Here is a 21,930-nt window from a genome sequence, read left to right on the forward strand (position 1 = left end):
TACTTTAAGTTTTTATCTTCTTGCAGATTGTCCAAGCTAAGTCAATCTGCGAGGGATAAAAAATTCACTCCAACATTTGATGAATGAAATCAAAGATTAGACGAAGTCACATGTCTTTGCGAATCTTAATAACATAGAATCAAACTAAAAAAGTTGTGCTCTTCACATTTAAAAATTACTTAAAATGAACAAAATCATCTCAGCATCAATTCTGATGTTAGCTTTTTTTCAAACAAAAGCCCAATCCTTAGAAAAAATGACCTGGTTCAACGAGCCTTCTCAATGGGAAATCAAAGATAAAAAACTCATCATGACAGTAACGCCACAAAGCGATTATTGGAGAATTTCACATTATGGTTTTACAGTTGATGATGCACCTTTTTATTATTCTACTTACGGTGGAGAATTCGAGACCAAAGTCAAAATAACAGGCAATTACAAAGCTCGTTTTGACCAAATGGGATTGATGCTCAGAATAGATGAACAAAATTATATCAAAGCAGGTGTCGAGTTTGTTGATGGAAAATTTAATCTCAGTACAGTTGTGACTCATAAAACCAGCGACTGGAGCGTCATTGTTCTTGAAAAAACGCCACCTTTTGTATGGATAAAAGCAGTGAGAAGACTGGATGCTGTGGAGATTTTCTACTCTTATGATGACAAAGAGTATGTAATGATGCGAAACGCATATCTACAAGACAACACGCCGGTTCAGGTGGGCTTCATGGCAGCAAGTCCTGACGGTAACGGTTTCAAAGCTACTTTCGAAAACTTTTCTGTAAAACATCTGCCAGATCAACGAAGATTGGAATGGCTAAATAAGAATCAGTAGAAATACCATAAAGATAACATAAAAATACCCCTAAAATAATTCAGGGGTATTTTTATGTTATCTTTTTGATATCAATTATCTTTTTGTACGTGCTTTTTTGCTATTCTTAGCATCTTGTGCTACACGGAACCCAATCCAGCCGTAACCTTTCGTTTGATTTTTAAATCTTCTTTGTCCTGGATCCAACCAATACGCAGAATCTAACCAAGAACCTCCTTTAACAACTCTAACATAATCCGAGATTTGAGAAGTAACTTTAGCCTTATCTTTTTCAAGCACTACGCTTCCATTTTTATTCACAATGAATTTTGGCTTAACAGAATTGTACATGCTAAATTCAGAACTATCACTTGGCGGTGTTCCTCCTGCGTCAAGAGAAGACTGATAATCTCCATCTCTATAATTGCTATTATCCTCAAGATTCTTTCTTTCAAACTCACCTGGCAATCCTCTATAAATTACACGACCATCCGCAAGGGTATCATACTTGATATTAGTATTGTCTATTTTTTTGTAAGTTCCGTCTTCATTTCTTACAGGTTGTGTTACAACATTACCTCTATAGTAATTAAAATCACTAAATTCCTCATCTATCATTGGTCTATAGATATCTGCAACCCATTCTGCAACGTTACCATACATACCATAGAGACCTAGATCATTGGAAGGATATTGTTTTACATCAGCTGTAGTAGGTGCACCATCATTTTTCCAACCAGCAACACCAGAGTAGTCACCTCTACCGATCTTAAAGTTTTCTAAGTACATACCTCTATTTCTACCCTTTTTACCTTTCAGATTAGAAATTTCAGTATTTTTTCCTAGATAATTATTGTATTCTCTTTGCTTCTGAAGACCTAATGCAGCGAATTCCCACTCTACTTCTGTTGGAAGTCTGAACTTTTCTACAAGACCAGATGTTGCACCCCTGTTAGCTGCAATGATCTTCTCATTAGTAGTTTTGATTCCAGTTCTCTTCTGAAGCTTTTGTTTATCTATGTAAGAATCCAACTCAGGGTCGCTGGATTTGAATTTATCCATATTGAACGTAGCTCCGGCAGTTGAACCTTTATCAGCACTATAAAGATCTTTAGCAATAACACCTTGGTTCATCAAAGCTTTTTCGTTAGCTCTATCAGTCAACCAGTCACAATATTTTGTGGCCTGCAACCAAGAAACCCCTACAACAGGATAATAATCATATTCTGGGGATCTGAAATAAGTTTCAGCATAGTCATTACGAGAAAGTTTATTGTTCCAAACCAAAGTATCTGGCAGAGCACCAATCTGGATGTTCTTAAAGTTAGGGTCTGATGAAGGGAATACTAATCTTAGCCAAGTGACATATGATCTATATTCATAATTGGTAATTTCTGTATCTCCCAAATAGAAAGAACTAACCTGCATTCTCCTTGGCGTATTATTCCAATCATGCATTACATTGTCCTGAACCAATCCCATTGTAAAAGTCCCACCTTCTACATAGACCATACCTGGTAATGCTTTACCTTTTTGCTCTTTTCCAGAAAAAGCCCAACCATTTTTGTCATTGGGTTTCCAACCGGTCTTGCTTACAAATCCGCTTCCGCCAGGCTTTGCATTCTTGGAGTTGCCTCCTCCTCCACAGCTTACCAATAGAATTGTGGCGCTTAAAGTAACTATCGAAAACAGTTTGGTTTTTTTCATAATTGATGTAGAAATTTTCAAAGTACAAAGAAAAAATAAATTCTTTAATTAATCAAATATTGTTTGCCTTTTTTTGATAAAACGCAATTAATTTAATTTTATTATATACCATTTTTTTAAAAAAATCGTTTATTTTGTAATCTTAAAATAAAATATCATTGATGAAATTCAAATTCTATATTATTGCTCTATGTTTTCTATCTGTATTAGGATCCGCTCAAAAAATAGTCCTAAACTGGGATGGAGTAAAAGAAATAGACCGCGGTGAATCCGAAAAATCATCTTACCCTTTCTTCACCAATTATAGTCACCAGGTAGAGAAAAGCACTGTTTTTGCAGGACTTAATGTGAAAACGGACAATCAGATTAATATTGATCAGTTGCAATGGCAAGAATTGCTATTAAAAGATAAGGGAAGTGTTGACATCAATAGTATTTCCTCAACGCCAAAAATTAGCGTGGCTTATTTCTTTAATACCTCAGAGAACAAACAAAATGCCAATATATCCATAGAAACTCTGAAGAGGGAAAATAATAAGATCTATAAACTTATATCCTTCAATATCAACCAGACGAATAAAAGAATATCTGAGACAGAAAGAACGGGGGATCTAAAATACGGAAGTACGGAAAATCCTTTGAAATCTGGAACTTTTTATAAAATAAAGGTAGATAAAAGTGGCATTTTTAAAATAACAAGACAATTCCTACAACAGAATGGAATCAATCCAAGCAGTATAAATCCCAAAAATTTCAGAATCTATGGAAATGGAGGACTGGCTTTACCTGAGTATAATAAAGATGGTAGATATAGTGCATTACAGGAAGATGCTATACAGGTAGTAGGAGAAGAGGATGGTGTCTGGAATGATAATGATTATGCATTATTCTATGCGCAAGGTCCAAATGGCTATAACATTTATAATACTAACAATGGCAAGGGCTTCAAAAGGAAAGAATACAGAAATGACCCTTCCAATAACTTTATAAATATATACGAAGACAATTCATATTATTTTATAAATTTTGACATTGGCCCCGGTAAAAGAATAGCTACAATCGATAATGCTCTTCCAGCAACATTGATTACAAGATATGATGATTACCAATACATTAATGAGGAAAAATTCAATCTTATAAAATTGGGGAGAATCTGGGTCGGAGATGCCATATCGGGAAGCAGAGAGGTCACATTTACTACAAGAAGTCCTATGAAAATTGGAGATCCTGTTCTTTTTAGGGCTCAGGCGGTTGGGTATACCGCTCAAAAGGCCAGGATAAAAATTGATATGAATGGAAGCTCAGCAGAATTATCAGTATATGATAATGCGGAAAATAATTTTCAAGCTTTAAATTATTCTAACACTTTGGTCAATCAAAGTGGCAACAGTATCAAATTCACTTTTACTCCTAATACAAGTGCAAACCCTAATGCAGCATTTCACTTCGACTATGCAGAGGTACAATATAAAGAAGACCTCAATTACAATAACTCTCAAATGAACTTCAGAGATTTTGGAATCGTCGAAGGTAATAACAATTTATATGGCTTTTCTGTTACAAATGCTAGTGAAATAGAGCAAATTTGGGATGTTTCCGATGTCACAAATCCTAAAAAAGTAACCAATAAGAATTCACAGAACTCTACTTTCAATTTTGGATATTTGGCAAATAGCAGCAATTTCAACAATGAGTTTACTGCTTTTAAAAATTCTGCTGCCTTTACCCCCGGATTTGTAGGCAAAATAGACAATCAGGACCTATCCTCACTTACCAATGTAGATTATCTTATTATTACCCAGCCAGCGTACATTAGTCAGGCTCAACGACTGGCAAATCACCACCAGTCAAAAAGCAACTACAATGTTCAGGTTGTAGATGTGAATAAAATTTATAACGAATTTAGCAGTGGTAGTAAAGATATTACTGCAATCAGAGATTTTGTAACAAAACTGAGAAACAGTTCTCATCCCCTAAAGTATGTATTACTGATTGGAGATACTTCTTATGATTTCAAAAACCGCATAGCAAATAATACGGATGTGATTCCCAGCTATCAAAGTGAGGACAGCAGCAACTTTGTAAACTCTTTTGTATCAGATGATTATTTTGTTTTAACAAGTCCCCAAAATATTTCATCATCGACATCACCAATAAGCATTCATCAATTTTTACCTGATCTTCCTATCGGAAGATTACCTGCAGACAACGTCCAAGAAGCCAAGGTTATGATAGATAAAACACTGGCTTATTATAATAACCTTCCCGGCCAATCTAATCCATTCGGTGAATGGCGAATGAAAATGGATTTTGTGGCAGATGATGATTATGAATTAGCAAACTATCCCGCAGGAGTTCCCGGCCCATTTCCTTATCTTATAGAATATTCTTTAAATCAGAGCTCAATGGCAACAGAAAAGCCCGAGTATAATATCAAGAAATTATATTTAGATGCTTTCCCTGCTGTGACTAGTGCGGGTGGACAAAGATATCCTCAAGTCAACCAGGCTATTACAAATGATATAGGCAACAGCTTATTTTTATTTTATTTTGGTCATGGTGGTATAAACGGGTGGGCACAAGAAAGAGTCCTGACCTCCACAGAGGTTCAAGGCTTTAATAATTTTTCTTCCGTTTACAGCAGATTTCCTTTAGTTTCTACTATAACCTGCGAATTTACACTTTGGGATGACCCAAGTACGAACTCTGTAGGCGAGCAGATGATAAAGCATACGACTGGCGGTGCAGCGAACCTGATTACATCTAGCCGTGCAATTTCAGTAAGTTATGGAAGAAATTTCACGCCTATTTTCATAAAAAACCAGTTTAAATTAGATACTGCCACCAATGATTTTTCTTCTATTGGAGATGCGTATATGACTGCAAAAAAAGAGTTCTTTAACACTGCTGGATATGGAGCTGATCTAAACGCTCTAAGAGTTAATTTCTTGGGAGATCCAGCCATGAAACTGAGCAGGCCAAAAAAACTACTTCAAATAGATGAGATAGAAACACCTGTTCCAAACCAAATAAGAGCATTAGATTTTGTTAAGGTCAAAGGACATATTGTAAAAGCTGATGGTGCTTTGGATAATACTTTTAAAGGACGTGTTGTGGTGAATATCTTTGATAAAAAAATTGAAAAAAGTACACTGAACAATGATAATATAGATCCCGCAACAGCTCCAATGGTAATGAAATTTACCGAAGAGCCAAGTGCTATCGTAAAGACTTCAGGCCAAGTCAACAATGGTAGTTTTTCAGTAGAGTTTTATGTACCAAAGGATATCAATTATGAAGTAGGCAACGGAAGAATCCTTGTATATGCTGAAAACTTTGAAAATGCCAAAACAAACGCCTATGATGTCTTTAATAACCAACCTCAGATCGTAGGAGCGATCAACCCAGATGGCATCAATGATTCTGAAGCTCCGACAGCTAACCTCTACATGAACAATATCAATTTCGCTAATGGTGGAATCACTGACCAAAACCCTGTTCTATTGGCTTGTGTAAAAGATAATACAGGAATCAACTCTACGGGAGCGGGAATTGGGCATGATATTACATTTATTCTAGACGGGAATGTCATTAATACAACTTCAATTAATGATTATTTTACCTCTGGCGATGGTAATGGTTGTAGTTATCCAGACCTTCAGGATTATCAAAAGGGTTCTGTTACATATCCATTAAAAAATTTAACTCCTGGAGAACATCAATTGACGTTTAAAGTTTGGGATATTAACAATAATTCTACAACCTCTACGTTAAACTTTGTAGTAAAAGATGAAACTGACCAAAAATTAGTTGTTAACAGACTTCTTAATTGGCCGAATCCTTTTACGAATAAAACTTACGTTCAGTTTGAGCACAATTGTGATGATATTTTGGATGTTAATGTTCAGATCTATACAATAACCGGAAAAATAGTTAGAACATTATCCACAAGTATTTCTGCAGAACCATTTCTACAAGGCTTCAGAACACCAAGGCAAGCAATAGAATGGGATGGAAAAGATGATTTTGGTGATACTGTAGCAAAAGGTACATATATTTTTAAGATATTTGCACGCAGCCAAAATCAGGAAAAATGTTCCGGAAGCGCAACAGCTGTAGAAAAAATGGTATTATTAAAATAAAAACATAATTATATTGGTAAATTTTACCTTAAACGAGCAAAAATGAATTTAACAAAAAAATTATTTTTAGGATTAGGGATTGGCGTATCTGCCTTTGCTTTTTCTCAAAACGTTCAGCCTGTGCTGACAGGGGCTCCATTCCTGAGAATTTCTCCGGATGCAAGAGCTGGTGGTATGGGTGACCAAGGGGTGGTGACATCTACCGATGTATTCTCACAATTCTGGAACGCTGCAAAATATCCTTTTGCAAAAGTATCTTCAGGAGTTGGTGTCAACTATACGCCATATATGAGTAAGCTTACCAGCGATGTATTCTTACTTTACGGGTCATTCTATACATTTTTAGGAGACGAAGAAAGATCTACGCTTAGTGCGAGTATCTATTATTTCAATATGGGTGAAGTTGACCTTACCAATTTTGTAGGAAATGAAGTACAACAATTAGGAACCTCAAAACCAAATGAATTCTCTATCGACCTTGCCTATGGTCTGAAATTAACTGATACTTACTCTATGGCGGTTACCGGTAGATTCATCAGATCAGATCTTGGAGGAAACTTCGGATCTACGGATGGAACTTTGAAGCCTGCAAACACATTTGCTGTGGATGTTTCCGGATATTTTATGTCACCAAAGCATGAAAGCATCAGTGGTTATGAAGGTCGTGTAAAAGCAGGTTGGGCAGTACAAAATTTAGGTCCAAAGCTAGACTATACAGGTGATGAGGAATCCAGATCCTACCTTCCTACTATGGCAAGATTGGGTCTTGGTTACGATTTGTTGATTGATGACCAAAACAGATTCAGTTTAAGTGGGGAAGCTTCCAAAATCCTGGTACCTGGTCCTGATGAAACTACAGGACTTGTTCCTAATCTTGGTGTAATGGAAGGGATTGGAAAATCATTCAATAATAAAAAAAGTATCATGTTCAGTGGTGCGGCAGAATATTCTTATGATGAAACTTTTGCCCTAAGAGCCGGTTATTTTACAGAAGCACCAGAACAAGGAGCCAGACAATATGCTACCGTGGGTGTTGGTTTCAAATATGCATCTTTCGGACTAGACCTTTCTTATCTTATCAATACCTCCAAGATCAATTCAGCTTTAGATAATACTCTGAGATTTGGATTAACTTGGAACATTGGTAGCGAAACTTACAACGCTCAAGATTATTAATTTTTTGAATAATATAAAATTTTGCCAGAGCTTCCCGCTTTGGCATTTTTTTTTGATTAAATTTAAAATCAACTTTAAATCCTGATCATCCGATTAAATCATTACTTTCTCTAAATTTGTAAAATGAACTACAGTTCCGAACTCAAAAAATTCTTAACCAGCCAATATATCTATTCCGGAGCAAGGATTGCTTTGGCAATTGTGATCCCCAGTATAATATTGGCCCAGTTCGGATTGTTGAAAGAATATTTCTTATTTCCACTCGGAACGAGCTTTGTCGGACTTACAGATCAGCAAGGACCATTTATCCGAAGAAGAAATACATTGATATTATCCATCTTTTCTTTCTTCTTAATTGCACTTTTTGCAAGTTTGGTCAAAGAATTTCCTATTGCAGTTTATCTGGAAATCATCATCTTCGGATTTTTCTTTTCGATGATCGGTGTTTATGGTTTACGTTTGGCCACTTTCGGCTCAATTGCCCTTGTTGTTCTAAGTATTTTCATTGACGGACACCTTTCCGGCGAAGACATACTTAAAAGTTCCTTTATTTTTTTTCTTGGCTGTCTTTGGTTTTTTGTGATATTCATAATCGTCTCCACGCTGCAGCCTTATAAATTGGCAAGCCAGGTTGTTGGAGAAAATTATCTGGAATTGGCAGACTATCTTAGAATCAAGGCTAAATATTATACTAAAGACCCGGATTTCGATTCATTATTAAATCAATTGATATCTCAACAGGTCAAAATAAAGAATCATCAGGAAGATACACGAGAAATCGTTTTCAAGACAAGAAAAATCGTCAACGAATCTACGACACAAAGTAGAATTTTGATGCTGATGTTTCTGAATTCTGTTGATCTTTATGATAAATTGTTGACATCAGAAAATGATTACAAAAGGATAAACCAGGTTTTTGGAGATACAAGACTGATTCAAAACATCCATTATTATCTGATGCTGATGGCAGACGAGATCACCAACCTTGGGATTTCTCTTCAAAGTGGTATTTCATACAAACAGATCACAAATTTTGATGAAGAACTGAAAAAGATCTACGATGAATTTTTTGAGCATCGTTCTCAAAGATTTTCTTCGGAAACTCTGGAAGATTTTATGATGTTGCGTCAGGTTTTGATGAGAATAACTGAAATTACAGATGAAGTCAACACTATTCTGAAAGTTAATTCCCAAGACGTAAAACTTGCAAAAAGTTTATCTACGGGATTAGACTATTCCAAGTTCTTACCAAAAGAGGAACAATTGAACCATAAAGTTTTCTTTTCAAATTTCTCACTTGATTCAGGACATTTTCGACATGCCATCAGAGTTACAATTGCATTGTTGCTAGGTTATATTGTTTCAAGGTTCGAGATTCTTGGAATTGGGCATTCTTATTGGATATTAATTACGATTATCGCCATCCTGAAACCAGCTTATTCTACAACTAAGCATCGTAATCTTCTTAGGTTTTTTGGAACTTTGGCAGGTGCAATTATTGCTTATATCATTTTATATTTTATAGATGGGCCTACAGCACTTTTGATCATTCTGTTGATCAGCATGATCATCTGTTTCAGTTTATTGAAATCAAATTATTTCTGGGCAGTTTTGTTCATGACCATCTACATTTTCCTGTCATTCAATTTTCTAAGACCAGGAAACGTTAATCTTATTTTCAAAGACAGATTGTTAGACACTTTGATTGGTGGTGTCATTACATTTTTAGTCGCTTATTTCATTTTACCTGTTTGGGAACATACTCAGAATCTGGATCTGATGAAAAAATCCTCCAAAAGCAACTTGGATTATTTCCGTCTGGTGATGGACCATTTTCTGAAAAAGGACATCAATGATGAAGACTTTCGTCTGAAAAGAAAAAATGCGATCATCAACCTTGCCAATCTTTCCGATAATTTCCAAAGAATGATCTCAGATCCGAAAAATCAGCAAAGAAAATTGGAAACTGTTCATCAGTTCGTGACCACTACACATTTGATTACCGCTTATACAGCATCATTATCACAATATGCGAAAACAGGTCACGACTTTCCGGAGATCGATCTGGAAAATTGGAAGGTCAAGATCTCAGCAGAATTATTGAGGACCTCTTCCCTGCTCTTCCAGAAAGACCTGGACGAGAAAACAAGAGCAGAAAGTCATATAAAACCAGAAGATCACGTAACAGACCTATTAGAAAAAAGAAAGGCAGAATTAGAATCCCAAGCTATTTCTAATGAAAGGAAACCTTTCACAGTAAGCCATTTAACAGAAATTAAAAACATCAGGGAATTATTGGAACTGATCAATGATGTTGCAAAAGACCAAAGAAAAATCATCGAAGAATATCTGATCTATCAATCAACAATCGCTAAACAATAATTGTCAAAAAAAGAAATTTTGGCTTTATAAAAATCCTCATTCTCCAAATCATAAACTCTACTTTTCACGATGAATTCTTCCTGCAACTCAAAAGGTAAAACATCATAATGCTTTTTCAATGACCAGTGTTTGCTATGATGGATTTTATAGAGCGCCTCTTTTACACACCAGATTGCCGTTAAAAAATCAACTTCCTCAGAATTATCAATATAAATGTCTTCATGAAGAATAAACTTGTGTCGAATATTCTTGATTTTTTCTTTACGTTTTTCAAGATCAATTCCTACTTTCTTTTTAGAAATAGCTAAAGCCGCCAACGGATAAGAATGACTGATTGAAACATGAAAATCCTGTGGAAAAAGATAAGGTTCGCCATTTTCTCTGTAAAGAATTTTGTGATTGGGAAGCAATACTTTCAACATTTTCCTCACCATCAAAAACTCCGAGATCTTATTCGGATGATAGCCAAGAATTTTAGCCTGATTTTCTGGTTCCAGCAAAAGATCAGAATCCAATTCTTCATTTTCATCAAATTCCCAAATCAGAATTTGAGCAATATCATCGGAAAGATCTTTGTAAAGTGGCATCAATTATTTTTTGAATGCTTAAAATTAATAAAAAAAGATGACTTCAAAAATTACAATCCTGATTGTCAGAACTTAAAAATGCCTTAAAAATGAGGCTTTATGATTATTTTAACAATTATCCGATGTAAATTTGCAGCATCAAAATGAAAAACGCAATCGTATATATTCTAATGTTCATTTTTCTGCTCTTCACAGCAGAGAACAAACAGACGCTTGATTTTCAGCAAGATTTTGGAAATCAGAATGTATCGTTCCATATGTTTTCTTTTGCTAAAAAACACCATCTGAATCATTCATTAGAGAAAGTATCATTACAACAGATCAACGATTCTTTGGATTCTCCCGAGGAAACTAATCTTAATTTTTCTGATGCTTACAATTTCATTGCGATTGTAACAACATTCGGATTTGGTTATCTATTACATTTATATTTCAGAGACAGAGCACAAACCTTTCACGAGCCGAAACCCATTCATTCTTCGGTAAAAAGATTTATTCTGTTGCGTACGATCCGTATTTAAACCTCAGCTTTTCAAAAACAAGATTACCCTTATCCCAAAGTGGTAACAATCTGTGTTGTTTTTGAAAATTTCCCATTCAACATTCCGAATAATCATTGGCTATTATTTTAATTCTAAAATATAGCTACTAATTATTCTTTCAATATCCTATTAAAAAAAATAAAATTTATTTAAAATGAAGAGAGTCACACTTACTCTTATTTTCAGCACATTATTGATAACTTTAAGCTGCAAAGACAAGAAAGAAGAAAAAGAAGAATCTGTTGTTTATCCTACAACGTCTCCAGTAAAAATGGACACTGTAATTAACAAAGAATTTGTTTCCCAGATCAGATCAGAAAGAAATATAGAAATCCGAGCGCAGGAAAAAGGATTCTTGGAAAAAATATATGTTGATGAAGGTCAGCACGTTCAAGCCGGACAGGTTTTGTTCAGAATCATGCCTCAACTTTATCAGGCTGATGTTTTGAAAGCTAAAGCAGAAGTGGCACAAGCAGAAATTGAACTGCAAAACTCCAGCACACTAGCTAATAACAATGTTGTTTCCATCAATGAAAAAAGAATGGCAAAAGCCAAATTAGATGCTGCAAAAGCTGAATTGAACTTAGCTCAAACCCATTTATCTTTCACTACAATCAAGGCGCCTTTTTCCGGAATTATCGATCGTCTTCCTCTGAAATTAGGAAGTTTGGTTGACGAAGGCGACCTTTTGACGAGCCTTTCCGACAACGGCGGAATCTTCGCTTACTTCAATGTTTCCGAACCTGAATATCTTAATTATCAGACGCATTCTGCAGAACGCGGAAACAATCAGGTTTCTTTGATAATGGCCAATGGAGAAACTTTCCCCAATAAAGGAACGATTCAAACTATCGAGGGTGAATTTGATAATGAAACTGGAAATATCGCTTTCCGAGCAAAATTCCCGAATTCAAACCAATTATTGAGAAATGGAGAAACTGGAAAAATCCAAATGACATTGCCTCTCAAAAATGCTTTGATCATTCCTCAAAAAGCAACTTATGAAATCCAAGACCAGAAGTATGTTTTCGTAGTTGGAAAAGACGGCGTTGCCAGATCAAAAAATATCAAGATCGCTTACGAACTTCCTGATATCTATGTTGTTTCTGAAGGGCTTAATTCTAATGACAAGATCTTGTTAGAGGGTGTTCAAAAGGTGAAAGACGACCAGAAAGTGGAAACCAAATTCCAAGACCCGAAAAAAGTCTTGAACTCACTAAAATTACAAGCCAACTAATTCTCTCTTATAAAAACGAACAATTATGTTTAAGAAATTCATTCGCAGACCAGTTCTGTCGATCGTGATCTCTTTGATCATCGTATTTATGGGAGTCTTGTCTTTGGTAAAACTTCCTATCACGCAATTCCCTTCTATTTCTCCGCCAAAAGTTAATATCACAGCAGAATATCCCGGAGCTAATAACGAATTGCTCATCAAATCTGTTGTAATTCCTTTGGAACGCGGACTAAACGGTGTTCCCGGGATGAAATATATGACTTCTGATGCCGGAAACGACGGAGAATGTTCCATCCAAATCGTTTTTGATTTGGGAACTGACCCGAATGTTGCTGCTGTCAATGTTCAAAACCGTGTGTCATCGGTAGTTAACAAATTACCTCCGTTGGTAGTTCGTGAAGGTGTGAAAATCACGCGTGAGGAACCGAATATGCTAATGTATATCAACCTTTACAGTGATGACCCGAAAGCTGACCAAAAATTCCTTTTCAACTATGCGGATATCAACGTAATGTCAGAATTACGAAGAGTTAGCGGAGTTGGTTTTGCCGATATCTTGGGAACTCGTGAATATGCAATGCGTATTTGGCTGAAACCAGATAGAATGACAGCTTACGACATTTCTGCAGACGAAGTAATGGAATCTTTGAATGCGCAAAGTTTGGAAGCTTCTCCAGGAAAAACAGGTGAAAGTTCCGGTAAACGTTCTCAGTCATTTGAATATATTTTGAAATATCCAGGTCGTTTCAATAATGAAAAAGACTACGGAAATATCATTCTAAAAGCCAAAACTGATGGAGAATTTGTAAGGCTGAAAGATGTTGCGGATATCGAATTCGGTTCTTCAATGTATGACATCTACTCTACATTGAATGGAAAACCTTCTGCAGCGATTACATTGAAACAATCTTATGGTTCTAATGCAAGTGACGTTATCAAGAATGTAAAAATCTTAATGTCTGATTTGCAAAAGACTTTCCCAAAAGGAATGCATTATGAAATCAGTTATGACGTTTCAAGATTCTTGGATGCATCTATTGAGAAAGTAGTTCATACTTTATTCGAAGCGTTTATATTAGTCGCAATCGTGGTTTTCCTATTCTTAGGAGACTGGCGTTCTACCTTGATTCCGACAATTGCTGTTCCGGTTTCTTTGATAGGAACATTTGCAGTGATGTCTGCCTTCGGAATTACATTGAACTTGATTTCACTTTTTGCCTTGGTAATGGCTATTGGTATCGTCGTCGATGATGCGATTGTTGTGATAGAAGCCGTCCATGCGAAGATGGAAGAAAAACATCTGTCGCCACTCAAGGCAACGGAAGAAGCAATGCACGAGATTAGCGGGGCAATTATCGCAATCACTTTGGTAATGGCATCGGTTTTCATTCCGGTTGCGTTTATGTCTGGTCCGGTTGGGGTTTTCTATCGTCAGTTTTCGATTACAATGGTTTCGTCCATTATTTTATCAGGAGTTGTAGCTTTGACACTGACACCAGCTCTGTGTGCTATCATTCTGAAAAACAATCACGGAAAAGAGAAAAAGAAAACACCAATTACAAGATTTTTGGATGGTTTCAATAACTTGTTTACGATTGGAGCAGGAAAATACCATAACTTATTAACTAAAGTTGTTACAAGAAAAATGGTAACACTTCCTTTACTAGTTCTTTTCTGTATCGGAACTTTTTTCTTGAGTAACAAATTACCTTCCGGATTCATTCCAAGTGAAGACCAAGGGATGATTTATGCGATTATTCAAACGCCTCCAGGCTCAACATTAGAAAGAACCAATCAGATTGCTTTGCAACTTCAAAAAGCATCTGAAGATATTGATGGCGTTTCCTCTGTTTCATCTTTGGCAGGTTATGAGATTTTGACGGAAGGCACAGGTTCTAACTCAGGAACTTGTTTGATTAACCTTAAAAATTGGGACGAAAGAAAAGAATCAGCGACAGAAATCATCGAACAATTGGAACAAAAAGCCAAAGAAATTCCTGGAGCGAATATCGAATTCTTCCAACCACCGTCAATTCCTGGTTATGGCGCTGCAGGAGGCTTTGAATTAAGACTTTTGGATAAAGCGGGAAGTGGAGATTATCACAAAATGGAAAAAGTCAGCAATGATTTTGTCAAAGAATTAAAAAAACGTCCGGAATTGGGTTCTGCTTTCACATTCTATTCTGCGAGTTTCCCTCAATATATGCTAAAAGTTGATAATGATTTGGCAGAACAAAAAGGTGTGACGATAGAAAAAGCAATGGACAATCTTTCAACTTTGATTGGTTCCAACTACGAAACGAGTTTCATCCGATTCGACAGACCTTATAAGGTGATTGTTCAGGCTGGTCCGCAATATCGTGCTTTGCCAAGTGATTTATTGAAATTATATGTCAAAAATGATAAAGACCAAATGGTTCCTTATTCAGATTTTATGCATCTTGAAAAAGTGTATGGATTGTCAGAAATCACAAGACATAATATGTACAATTCTTCTGAAGTGAGTGGAACACCAGCGCCTGGATACAGTTCCGGAGATGCAATTAAAGCGATTCAGGAAGTTGCGGATAAAACATTGCCTAGAGGTTTCGGAATCGATTGGGCGGGGATTTCTAAAGATGAAGTTTCCAGAGGTAACGAAGCAATTTACATCTTCCTGGTTTGTCTTGGCTTCGTTTATCTGATTCTTTCTGCACAATACGAAAGTTTTATTTTGCCTTTGCCAATTATTTTGTCTTTACCAACGGGGATTTTCGGAGCATTTTTATGCCTTTCACTTTTCGGATTAGAGAATAACATTTATGCACAGGTTGCAATGGTAATGCTCATCGGATTACTCGGAAAGAACGCCGTTTTGATTGTCGAATTTGCTGTTCAGAAAAAAGCGGAAGAAGGGCTTTCTACAAAAGAAGCGGCTTTGCAAGGAGCATCTTTAAGATTCCGTCCTATTTTGATGACATCGTTCGCATTTATTGCTGGATTGATTCCTTTGGCTTTAGCAACTGGACCTGGAGCCGTGGGTAACAGAACGATTGGAACTGCAGCAGCAGGAGGAATGCTCATCGGAACTATTTTCGGATTGATGATAATTCCAGGATTGTATTACATTTTCGCCAACATCGCAGCTAAGTCCAAACTGACTTACTATGAAGAAGAAAATCCTTTAACTGAACAAACTGAACCTTACCAACACGATGGAAAATTTGAAGATAAATAGAAGAAATTTTAGAATTTCTAAAACCAAATGAAAATAGTTTTTCTCGCTGATTTTAAGGATGAGGCTGATTTTTCAGCATTGTTAATCTGCAAAATCTGAGTAATCAGCGAGAATTATAAATCAAAAAATAACAGTATGAATAAATTATTTCATAATCATAAAAGTATAATAACCACAATTGCTTTCTCGCTCCTTTTAGCAAGTTGTAAAGCACCAATGGCGACCAAAATTCAGGATAGAGTAAAAGAAACCATTCCTCAGAATTTTGAGAATCAGACTGCTTCGGAAAACAACTCCGGAATTACGCCTTGGAAAGAGTTTTTCACAGACCCCAATCTCGTGAAATTGATTGATGAAGCTTTGAAAAATAATCAGGAATTAATGATTACGCTTCAACAAATCGAAATCGCAAAAAGCGATGTGATGTACAAAAACGGAAAACTAAGTCCGACTGTTGCTGCAAAATTAGGAGCTGGAATTGAAAAAGTCGGCCGTTATACAAGTACAGGAGCAGGTGATGCTTCCACAGAAATAACCGATGGAAAAGAAGTTCCTGAGAATTTAGGAAATTTCGAAGGTGGATTGGTAGCCAACTGGGAAATCGATATCTGGCATAAACTGAGAACCGAAAAACAAGCGGCTGTTGCTCACTATTTGTCAACCGTTGAAGGAAAGAATTTCGTTTTATCAAGTCTGATTGCCGAAGTTGCTGATAATTATTATGAATTATTGTCGCTGGACAATCAACTGGATATCATCCATCAGTATATGGATTTGCAGAAAAAAGCACTTGAAGTGGCTAAAATCCAAAAGCAGGCAATGGCTGCAACGGAATTGGCTGTGAAAAAATTCGAGGCTGAGTTGGCAAAATCCAATGCGACTGAATATGATTTGAAACAACAGATCACTGAAAAGGAAAATCAAATCAATGCTTTGCTTGGACGTTATCCGCAACCGATTGTCAGAACGAAAGAAAGTTTTATGTCGATTGTTCCGCAAACGGTTTATACAGGAATTCCGTCACAATTATTAGCCAATCGTCCTGACATCAAGCAAGCAGAATTGGAATTACAATCTGCCAAATTGGATGTAGAAGCAGCAAGAAAAGAATTCTATCCAAGTCTGGAAATCAATGCGGCATTAGGTTTGGAAGCGTTCAAACCTTCTTATCTCGTGAAACTTCCAGAATCTATGGCTTACAGCCTGGTTGGAGAACTGGCTGGTCCGCTAATTAATAAAAGTGCGATTCAGGCGAATTTCAAATCAGCTGATGCAAGACAAATCCAGGCTTTGTATGAATATGACAAAACCATTCTGAGCGCTTATCTTGATATTACCAATCAAATGTCAGCGATTAAAAACCTCGATAAATATTACGAAATGAAATCTCAGGAAGTCAAAGCGCTTGACCAAGGAATCGATATTGCCAATCAGTTATTCAGAAATATGAGAGCCGATTATCTCGAAGTTCTGATGAATCAGCGTGATGCCTTGGACGCCAAAATGGAACTCATCGAAGCTAAAGAAAGGCAGCTAAGCACAGTTGTCAACATCTACAAAAGCTTAGGTGGCGGTTGGAAATAAACATTCATTATTCTCTCTATACGCGATGCTCTCAGAAATTTTTCTGGGAGCATTTTTTTATGACATATTCAATATTCAGAATATAAAAGATATTTTTTTGAAAAAATATTTACATAAATTTACTGGTTTATAAGTCAATCAGTCAGTTTCGTTTTGAAATTAATTTTAGCAATTTTTCTCGCATTCGGTACAATCATCAAAGCACAAAATAGCCGAGATGCGGAAACTTTGTTCTTAGAATGCAAGGATTTACTTTATAAAAAACCTTCGGAATCTGCTGTTATTTCAGAATTTCTTTTCAAGAACAGTTCTTATAATAATGACAAAATCAAAGCGCTGCTGTTGTTGACTGAAAGTAATTTATTAAGAGGCGATTATAATACAGCAACTGAAAAATTATTTCAATGTCTGGAACTTTCAAAAAAATCCATTCGCCCAGAAAATGAATTTCAAATTAATTATCTATTAGCTAGACTTTGTGACGAATTGGGAATCCAATTTTCTCAATTATATCTCATCAAAGATGAAAAAGAAATCACTCAGAATTATTTTGAAAAAGCAATAAAATCTTACTCGGAATCTAACTGGAATCAAACCATTAAGAATTTAAAACTATTCGAAAAGCAAAAAAACAAAGCCTTTCCAGAACTGAGCAATTTCTATTATGCACTCTCTTATTCTAATCTTGGAAAGCTGGATTCAGCGCAATATTATGCTCAGAAAATTCAGCGTTACGAGCCTTATTATTTTTACGCAAAAGCAAAGATTCAATCTTCAAGAAAAGAATCTGATAAAAATATTGATTACGTCGAATCTTTGAAACCAATCAATAAAAAAGTTCAGGATGTTTGGCTGAGAGAGGAGATTTATAATTTGGCGGTAAAAAATAACGAATCAAAAGACCAAGAAAAATATAGGAAGTTTTATCAACTTCAAACTGCCCTGCAGGATTCTTTGAGTTCAGTAAAAGAAAATGCCAGAATCTCTTTTTTAAATAAAATAGGTCAAAAGCAAGATGAAATTTTAGAAGGAAAATCCGAACAACAGGCAAAGATAATTTACTTCATCGCCATTGCGATTTTGCTTGTGTTCATCATTGGATATTTTATCAATCGGAAATTAAATCAAAAACAAAATGATTACGAAAAATCCAAACAAGAAGCCGAAGAAAGAGAAAAATTCATTGCGGAAAACAAAGCATCGGAAAGTGCCGGAAAAATTGTAATTCCAGATAAAACAATTACTTTCTTGTTGGAAAAATTGGAAAAATTCGAGTTGAATAATGACTATCTTGACCCAGCAATTTCGCTCAATCTTCTTGCTGAAAACTTAAACACCAATACCAAATATCTATCTGAAATCATCAATACTTATAAGAATAAAAATTTTCACACTTACATCAATGAACTGAGAATCAATTACATTATCAACCAATTAAAGACCAATCCGGTTTATTTGAAATACAAGGTCAGCCATCTGGCTGAAGAAGCCGGATTTTCTTCACATAGTTTGTTTTCTACTGTGTTCAAGCAGGTTACAGGGCATTCGCCAGCCTCATTTATTAAAATTATTAAAAGTGAATAAAATGACAGTTTTGAGAATTTTCTTTGTGATGATTTTTGTTATTTCTGCAAATTCACTTTTTGCACAAGAAGGCAATAAAGAAGTTGACAGTCTGATTGGTTCTGCCAATTCTTTTATCTTCAAAAATCCGCAAAAAACCATTGATATTGGCAAGGACATTTTGAAGAAAAAAAACATTGATTCTCCTTATAAAATCTCATCTTATATTTTGATTTCCAACGGTTATTCGGGTTTGAATGATTATCAAAAATCAATTGAATTTGCTTTGAAAGCCAACGAATTATCTGAACAGACAAAAGATATTGCCAACCAAATCAGAACTTTAGGACTCATTGGAAATCAATACATTCGTATAGAAATGCGTGATGAAGCCTGGCATTATCTTGACAAAGCAGATAAATTGTCACAAACCGTTTCTCTGCCTGGATCTAAAAAATATCTGATTGGAAATATCAATCTTCTGAAAGGATTTCTGTACAAAAGAAGTCTGGATTGTGGTTATGCGATTAAACATTTTAACAAAGCTATTAACGAATTCAAAAAAGATAAAGACAACGGGTTTGCCAAAGCTAATCTCGGGCAGGCTTATAACCAGAAAGCTTATTGCTACCTCAAAATCAACAAAGATTCTGCGCAGGTCAGTTTTGAAAATGGATTAGCCGACGCCAGAAAAAATGGTGCAAAATCTCTGGAATGTAATGCGTTGATTGGTTTATCTGAAATCAAAAGCTCCAGAAAAGATTTTGACAGTTCTAATGAAATGTTGCTATCAGCACTTCCACTTTCTAAAGAAGCTCAGCAAATCGAAATGGAAAGCAGGATTTACAAACTCTTGGCAGAAAACTTCATCGAGCTGAATGATTTTGAAAATCATCAGAAATATCAAAAACTATTTGATTCTACTCAATCTAAATTTGCTTTGGAAGATGTAAAATCTGTTAACGAATTGATTCAAAAAAGAAACGAATTCAAGCAGAAAAATTTTGAATCCGAACAAAGAAAATATGTAGTTATCATTTATGTTCTTCTTGGGATTTTAATTTTATCAAGTGTAATTTTATCTTATTTTTTGGTCAATAAGTCGAAAAAAATCAATAAAAACGTCAAAAATAAAATTTCTTAATCTAAAATTAATTCAGTAAAAATTACCTGATTTTCAATTAATTAAAATTAAAAAACTTTTGTTTTCTTGAAATTTTCGGATATCTAATAGCATATCTCTGCGCATTCTGAAATTAAGGATCTAATTTTACTTAAAAGAAATTATCTATATGAAGAGTAAATTTATCCTTGCGGCATTATTGGTATCATTTTTGGAAATCAATGCTCAGCAGACGCCAGTCTTTAAATTGGTCAAAGACATTAATCCTACGGGCGATTCTTTCCCGGAAAATCTCATCAAAGTAGATTCGAAAATATATTTTTCTGCAGATGACGGCGAACATGGAAAAGAACTATGGGTCACCGACGGTATGGAAACCAAACTGGTCAAAGACATCAATCCAGGAAGCAATGGTTCTGATATTTATAACTTTAAGGTTCTGAATGGAAAACTTTTTTTTACCGCGACTGATGAAGCTAACGGAAACGAGCTTTGGACATCAGACGGAACTGAAGCCGGAACAGTCCTTGTAAAAGATATGTATCCGGGAAGTGGCGGTTCATATGCTTTTGAATTTGTGGAATTCAACAATGCTTTATACTTTAGGTCAGAAGATGGTGTTCACGGAACCGAGCTTTGGAAAACCGACGGAACAACGGAAGGAACCGTAATGGTAACAGATTTGCGCGAAGGTGAATTTGGTTCTAATCCTTCTTATTTTACCGTTCTTAATGGTAAACTTTACTTCAACGCGCTGGATGGATTTGATTTTGATAACGGTCAGCACGGTTTTGAACTTTGGGTAACAGACGGAACTGCGGCTGGAACACAATTGGTAAAAGATATCCACGCAGAAAGTTCCAATCCTTCCAACCTGAAAGCTTTTGGTAATAAAATCTATTTCAATGCCGATGACGGAACAAACGGCATCGAACTCTGGACAACGGATGGAACCAGCGCGGGAACCCATATGGTTAAAAACATTAACACCGATGGAAACGGCAACTCTTTACCATCTGATTTTATCGACTTTAATGGAAAGTTATTTTTCACAGCATACAGCAGTGACACAGGAAGAGAAATATGGACAACAGACGGTACCGAAGCTGGTACTAAAATCCTAAAAGATGTCTATGAAGGAATTGAAAATGGCGTAATTCCACAGTTTAAATATATCATTTATAACAATAACTTATTTATGACATTGAGAGATGCGGAACATGGCGGAGAAATCTGGGTAACTGACGGAACACCAGAAGGCACTCAATTATTTATGGATGTTTTGCCTGGTCCTGGTGATTCTATGGGCATTACTATTTCGCCAATGCTTTTCCAGGTGATGGGCGGTAAACTATACTTCAGAGCTGTCAATAATGAAGAATATTATCAGTTATGGAAATCTGACGGAACACTGGCTGGAACTCAAAAAATAACAGCAGATCCGCAGAATCCGTCGCAGGATGCATTGGGTTACACGCCTTACTTTACGGCGATGGGGGACAAATTATATTTCACGGCAAAATATAATGACAGCGGTTATGAACTATGGACTGTAGCTGCTGATGAAGCAATGGCTGTAACAGATTTTAGTAAAAATCAATTTTCAGTTTATCCAAATCCGGCTGTTGATTTCATCAATATTTCCGGAGATTCTCAGATTTCTTCTGTTCAGATTTATGATTATTCCGGAAAATTATTATTGAGTAATCCTGCCAATTCGAAAAAACTGCAACTAAACGTTTCTTCTTTACCAAAAGGAAATTATGTAGTCAAAGTTTTATCTGAGCAGAAAAGTAGTTCTTATAAAATCATCAAGAAGTAAAGTTTTTCAATTTTTAAGTTTAACCCGAGAGTTTTTT

Annotated in this window: 13 protein-coding genes; 11 read left to right on the plus strand and 2 right to left on the minus strand. The window is 35.7% G+C overall.

The features are described 5' to 3' along the window. Positions 1-184 precede the first annotated feature (184 nt). Positions 185-832 carry a DUF1349 domain-containing protein gene (locus RTX21_RS01610; protein ID WP_312764960.1) on the plus strand — a complete coding sequence of 216 codons (648 nt, stop codon included), beginning with the start codon at positions 185-187 and terminating at the stop codon, positions 830-832. Positions 833-907: 75 nt separating this feature from the next. On the opposite strand, the gene gldJ is transcribed toward RTX21_RS01610, so the two are convergent. Next, positions 908-2,518, minus strand: coding sequence for a gliding motility lipoprotein GldJ (gldJ, locus tag RTX21_RS01615; RefSeq protein WP_312764962.1), 1,611 nt, complete (start codon positions 2,516-2,518; stop codon positions 908-910). Between the two features lie 161 nt (positions 2,519-2,679). On the opposite strand from gldJ, the gene porU reads away from it, so the two are divergent. The 3 genes from porU to RTX21_RS01630 all read left to right on the plus strand — a co-directional run bounded on the left by porU (position 2,680) and on the right by RTX21_RS01630 (position 10,218). Next, positions 2,680-6,660 carry a type IX secretion system sortase PorU gene (porU, locus tag RTX21_RS01620; protein ID WP_312764964.1) on the plus strand — a complete coding sequence of 1,327 codons (3,981 nt, stop codon included), beginning with the start codon at positions 2,680-2,682 and terminating at the stop codon, positions 6,658-6,660. Positions 6,661-6,702: 42 nt separating this feature from the next. Further along, positions 6,703-7,836, plus strand: coding sequence for a type IX secretion system outer membrane channel protein PorV (gene porV, locus RTX21_RS01625; protein ID WP_312764966.1), 1,134 nt, complete (start codon positions 6,703-6,705; stop codon positions 7,834-7,836). Positions 7,837-7,959: 123 nt separating this feature from the next. Beyond that, a complete protein-coding gene (locus tag RTX21_RS01630; RefSeq protein ID WP_312764968.1) occupies positions 7,960-10,218 on the plus strand; it encodes an FUSC family membrane protein in 2,259 nt (752 codons plus the stop codon). Here the strand turns inward: RTX21_RS01630 and RTX21_RS01635 are convergent. Continuing rightward, positions 10,194-10,805 (minus strand): 4'-phosphopantetheinyl transferase superfamily protein, encoded by a 612-nt coding sequence (locus RTX21_RS01635; RefSeq protein ID WP_312764970.1) that lies wholly within the window; start codon positions 10,803-10,805, stop codon positions 10,194-10,196. The two genes, RTX21_RS01630 and RTX21_RS01635, sit on opposite strands and share 25 nt — an antisense overlap. A 143-nt stretch (positions 10,806-10,948) precedes the next feature. Between RTX21_RS01635 and RTX21_RS01640 the strand changes: the two genes are divergently transcribed. From RTX21_RS01640 to RTX21_RS01670, 7 genes are all read left to right on the plus strand, one after another. Further along, positions 10,949-11,326: a hypothetical protein gene (locus RTX21_RS01640; protein ID WP_312764971.1), complete on the plus strand. Its 378-nt coding sequence runs from the start codon at positions 10,949-10,951 to the stop codon at positions 11,324-11,326. Between the two features lie 175 nt (positions 11,327-11,501). Next, the gene (locus RTX21_RS01645; protein WP_312764972.1) at positions 11,502-12,584 is read left to right on the plus strand and encodes an efflux RND transporter periplasmic adaptor subunit; all 1,083 of its coding nucleotides are present in this window, start codon (positions 11,502-11,504) and stop codon (positions 12,582-12,584) included. A 25-nt stretch (positions 12,585-12,609) separates the two neighbouring features. Continuing rightward, complete coding sequence (locus RTX21_RS01650; RefSeq protein ID WP_312764973.1) at positions 12,610-15,801, plus strand: efflux RND transporter permease subunit; 3,192 nt, start codon at positions 12,610-12,612, stop codon at positions 15,799-15,801. A gap of 135 nt (positions 15,802-15,936) precedes the next feature. Further along, the gene (locus tag RTX21_RS01655) at positions 15,937-17,385 is read left to right on the plus strand and encodes a TolC family protein (RefSeq protein WP_312764974.1); all 1,449 of its coding nucleotides are present in this window, start codon (positions 15,937-15,939) and stop codon (positions 17,383-17,385) included. Between the two features lie 153 nt (positions 17,386-17,538). Further along, on the plus strand, positions 17,539-18,969 hold the full coding sequence (locus tag RTX21_RS01660) for an AraC family transcriptional regulator (RefSeq protein ID WP_312764976.1): 1,431 nt from the start codon (positions 17,539-17,541) through the stop codon (positions 18,967-18,969). Between the two features lies 1 nt (position 18,970). After that, positions 18,971-20,092, plus strand: a complete 1,122-nt coding sequence (locus tag RTX21_RS01665; RefSeq protein WP_312764977.1) for a hypothetical protein — start codon at positions 18,971-18,973, stop codon at positions 20,090-20,092. Between the two features lie 148 nt (positions 20,093-20,240). After that, on the plus strand, positions 20,241-21,893 hold the full coding sequence (locus RTX21_RS01670) for an ELWxxDGT repeat protein (protein WP_312764978.1): 1,653 nt from the start codon (positions 20,241-20,243) through the stop codon (positions 21,891-21,893). Positions 21,894-21,930 lie beyond the last annotated feature (37 nt).

It is taken from the genome of Epilithonimonas sp. (genome assembly GCF_032054305.1).
Taxonomy (GTDB): domain Bacteria; phylum Bacteroidota; class Bacteroidia; order Flavobacteriales; family Weeksellaceae; genus Epilithonimonas.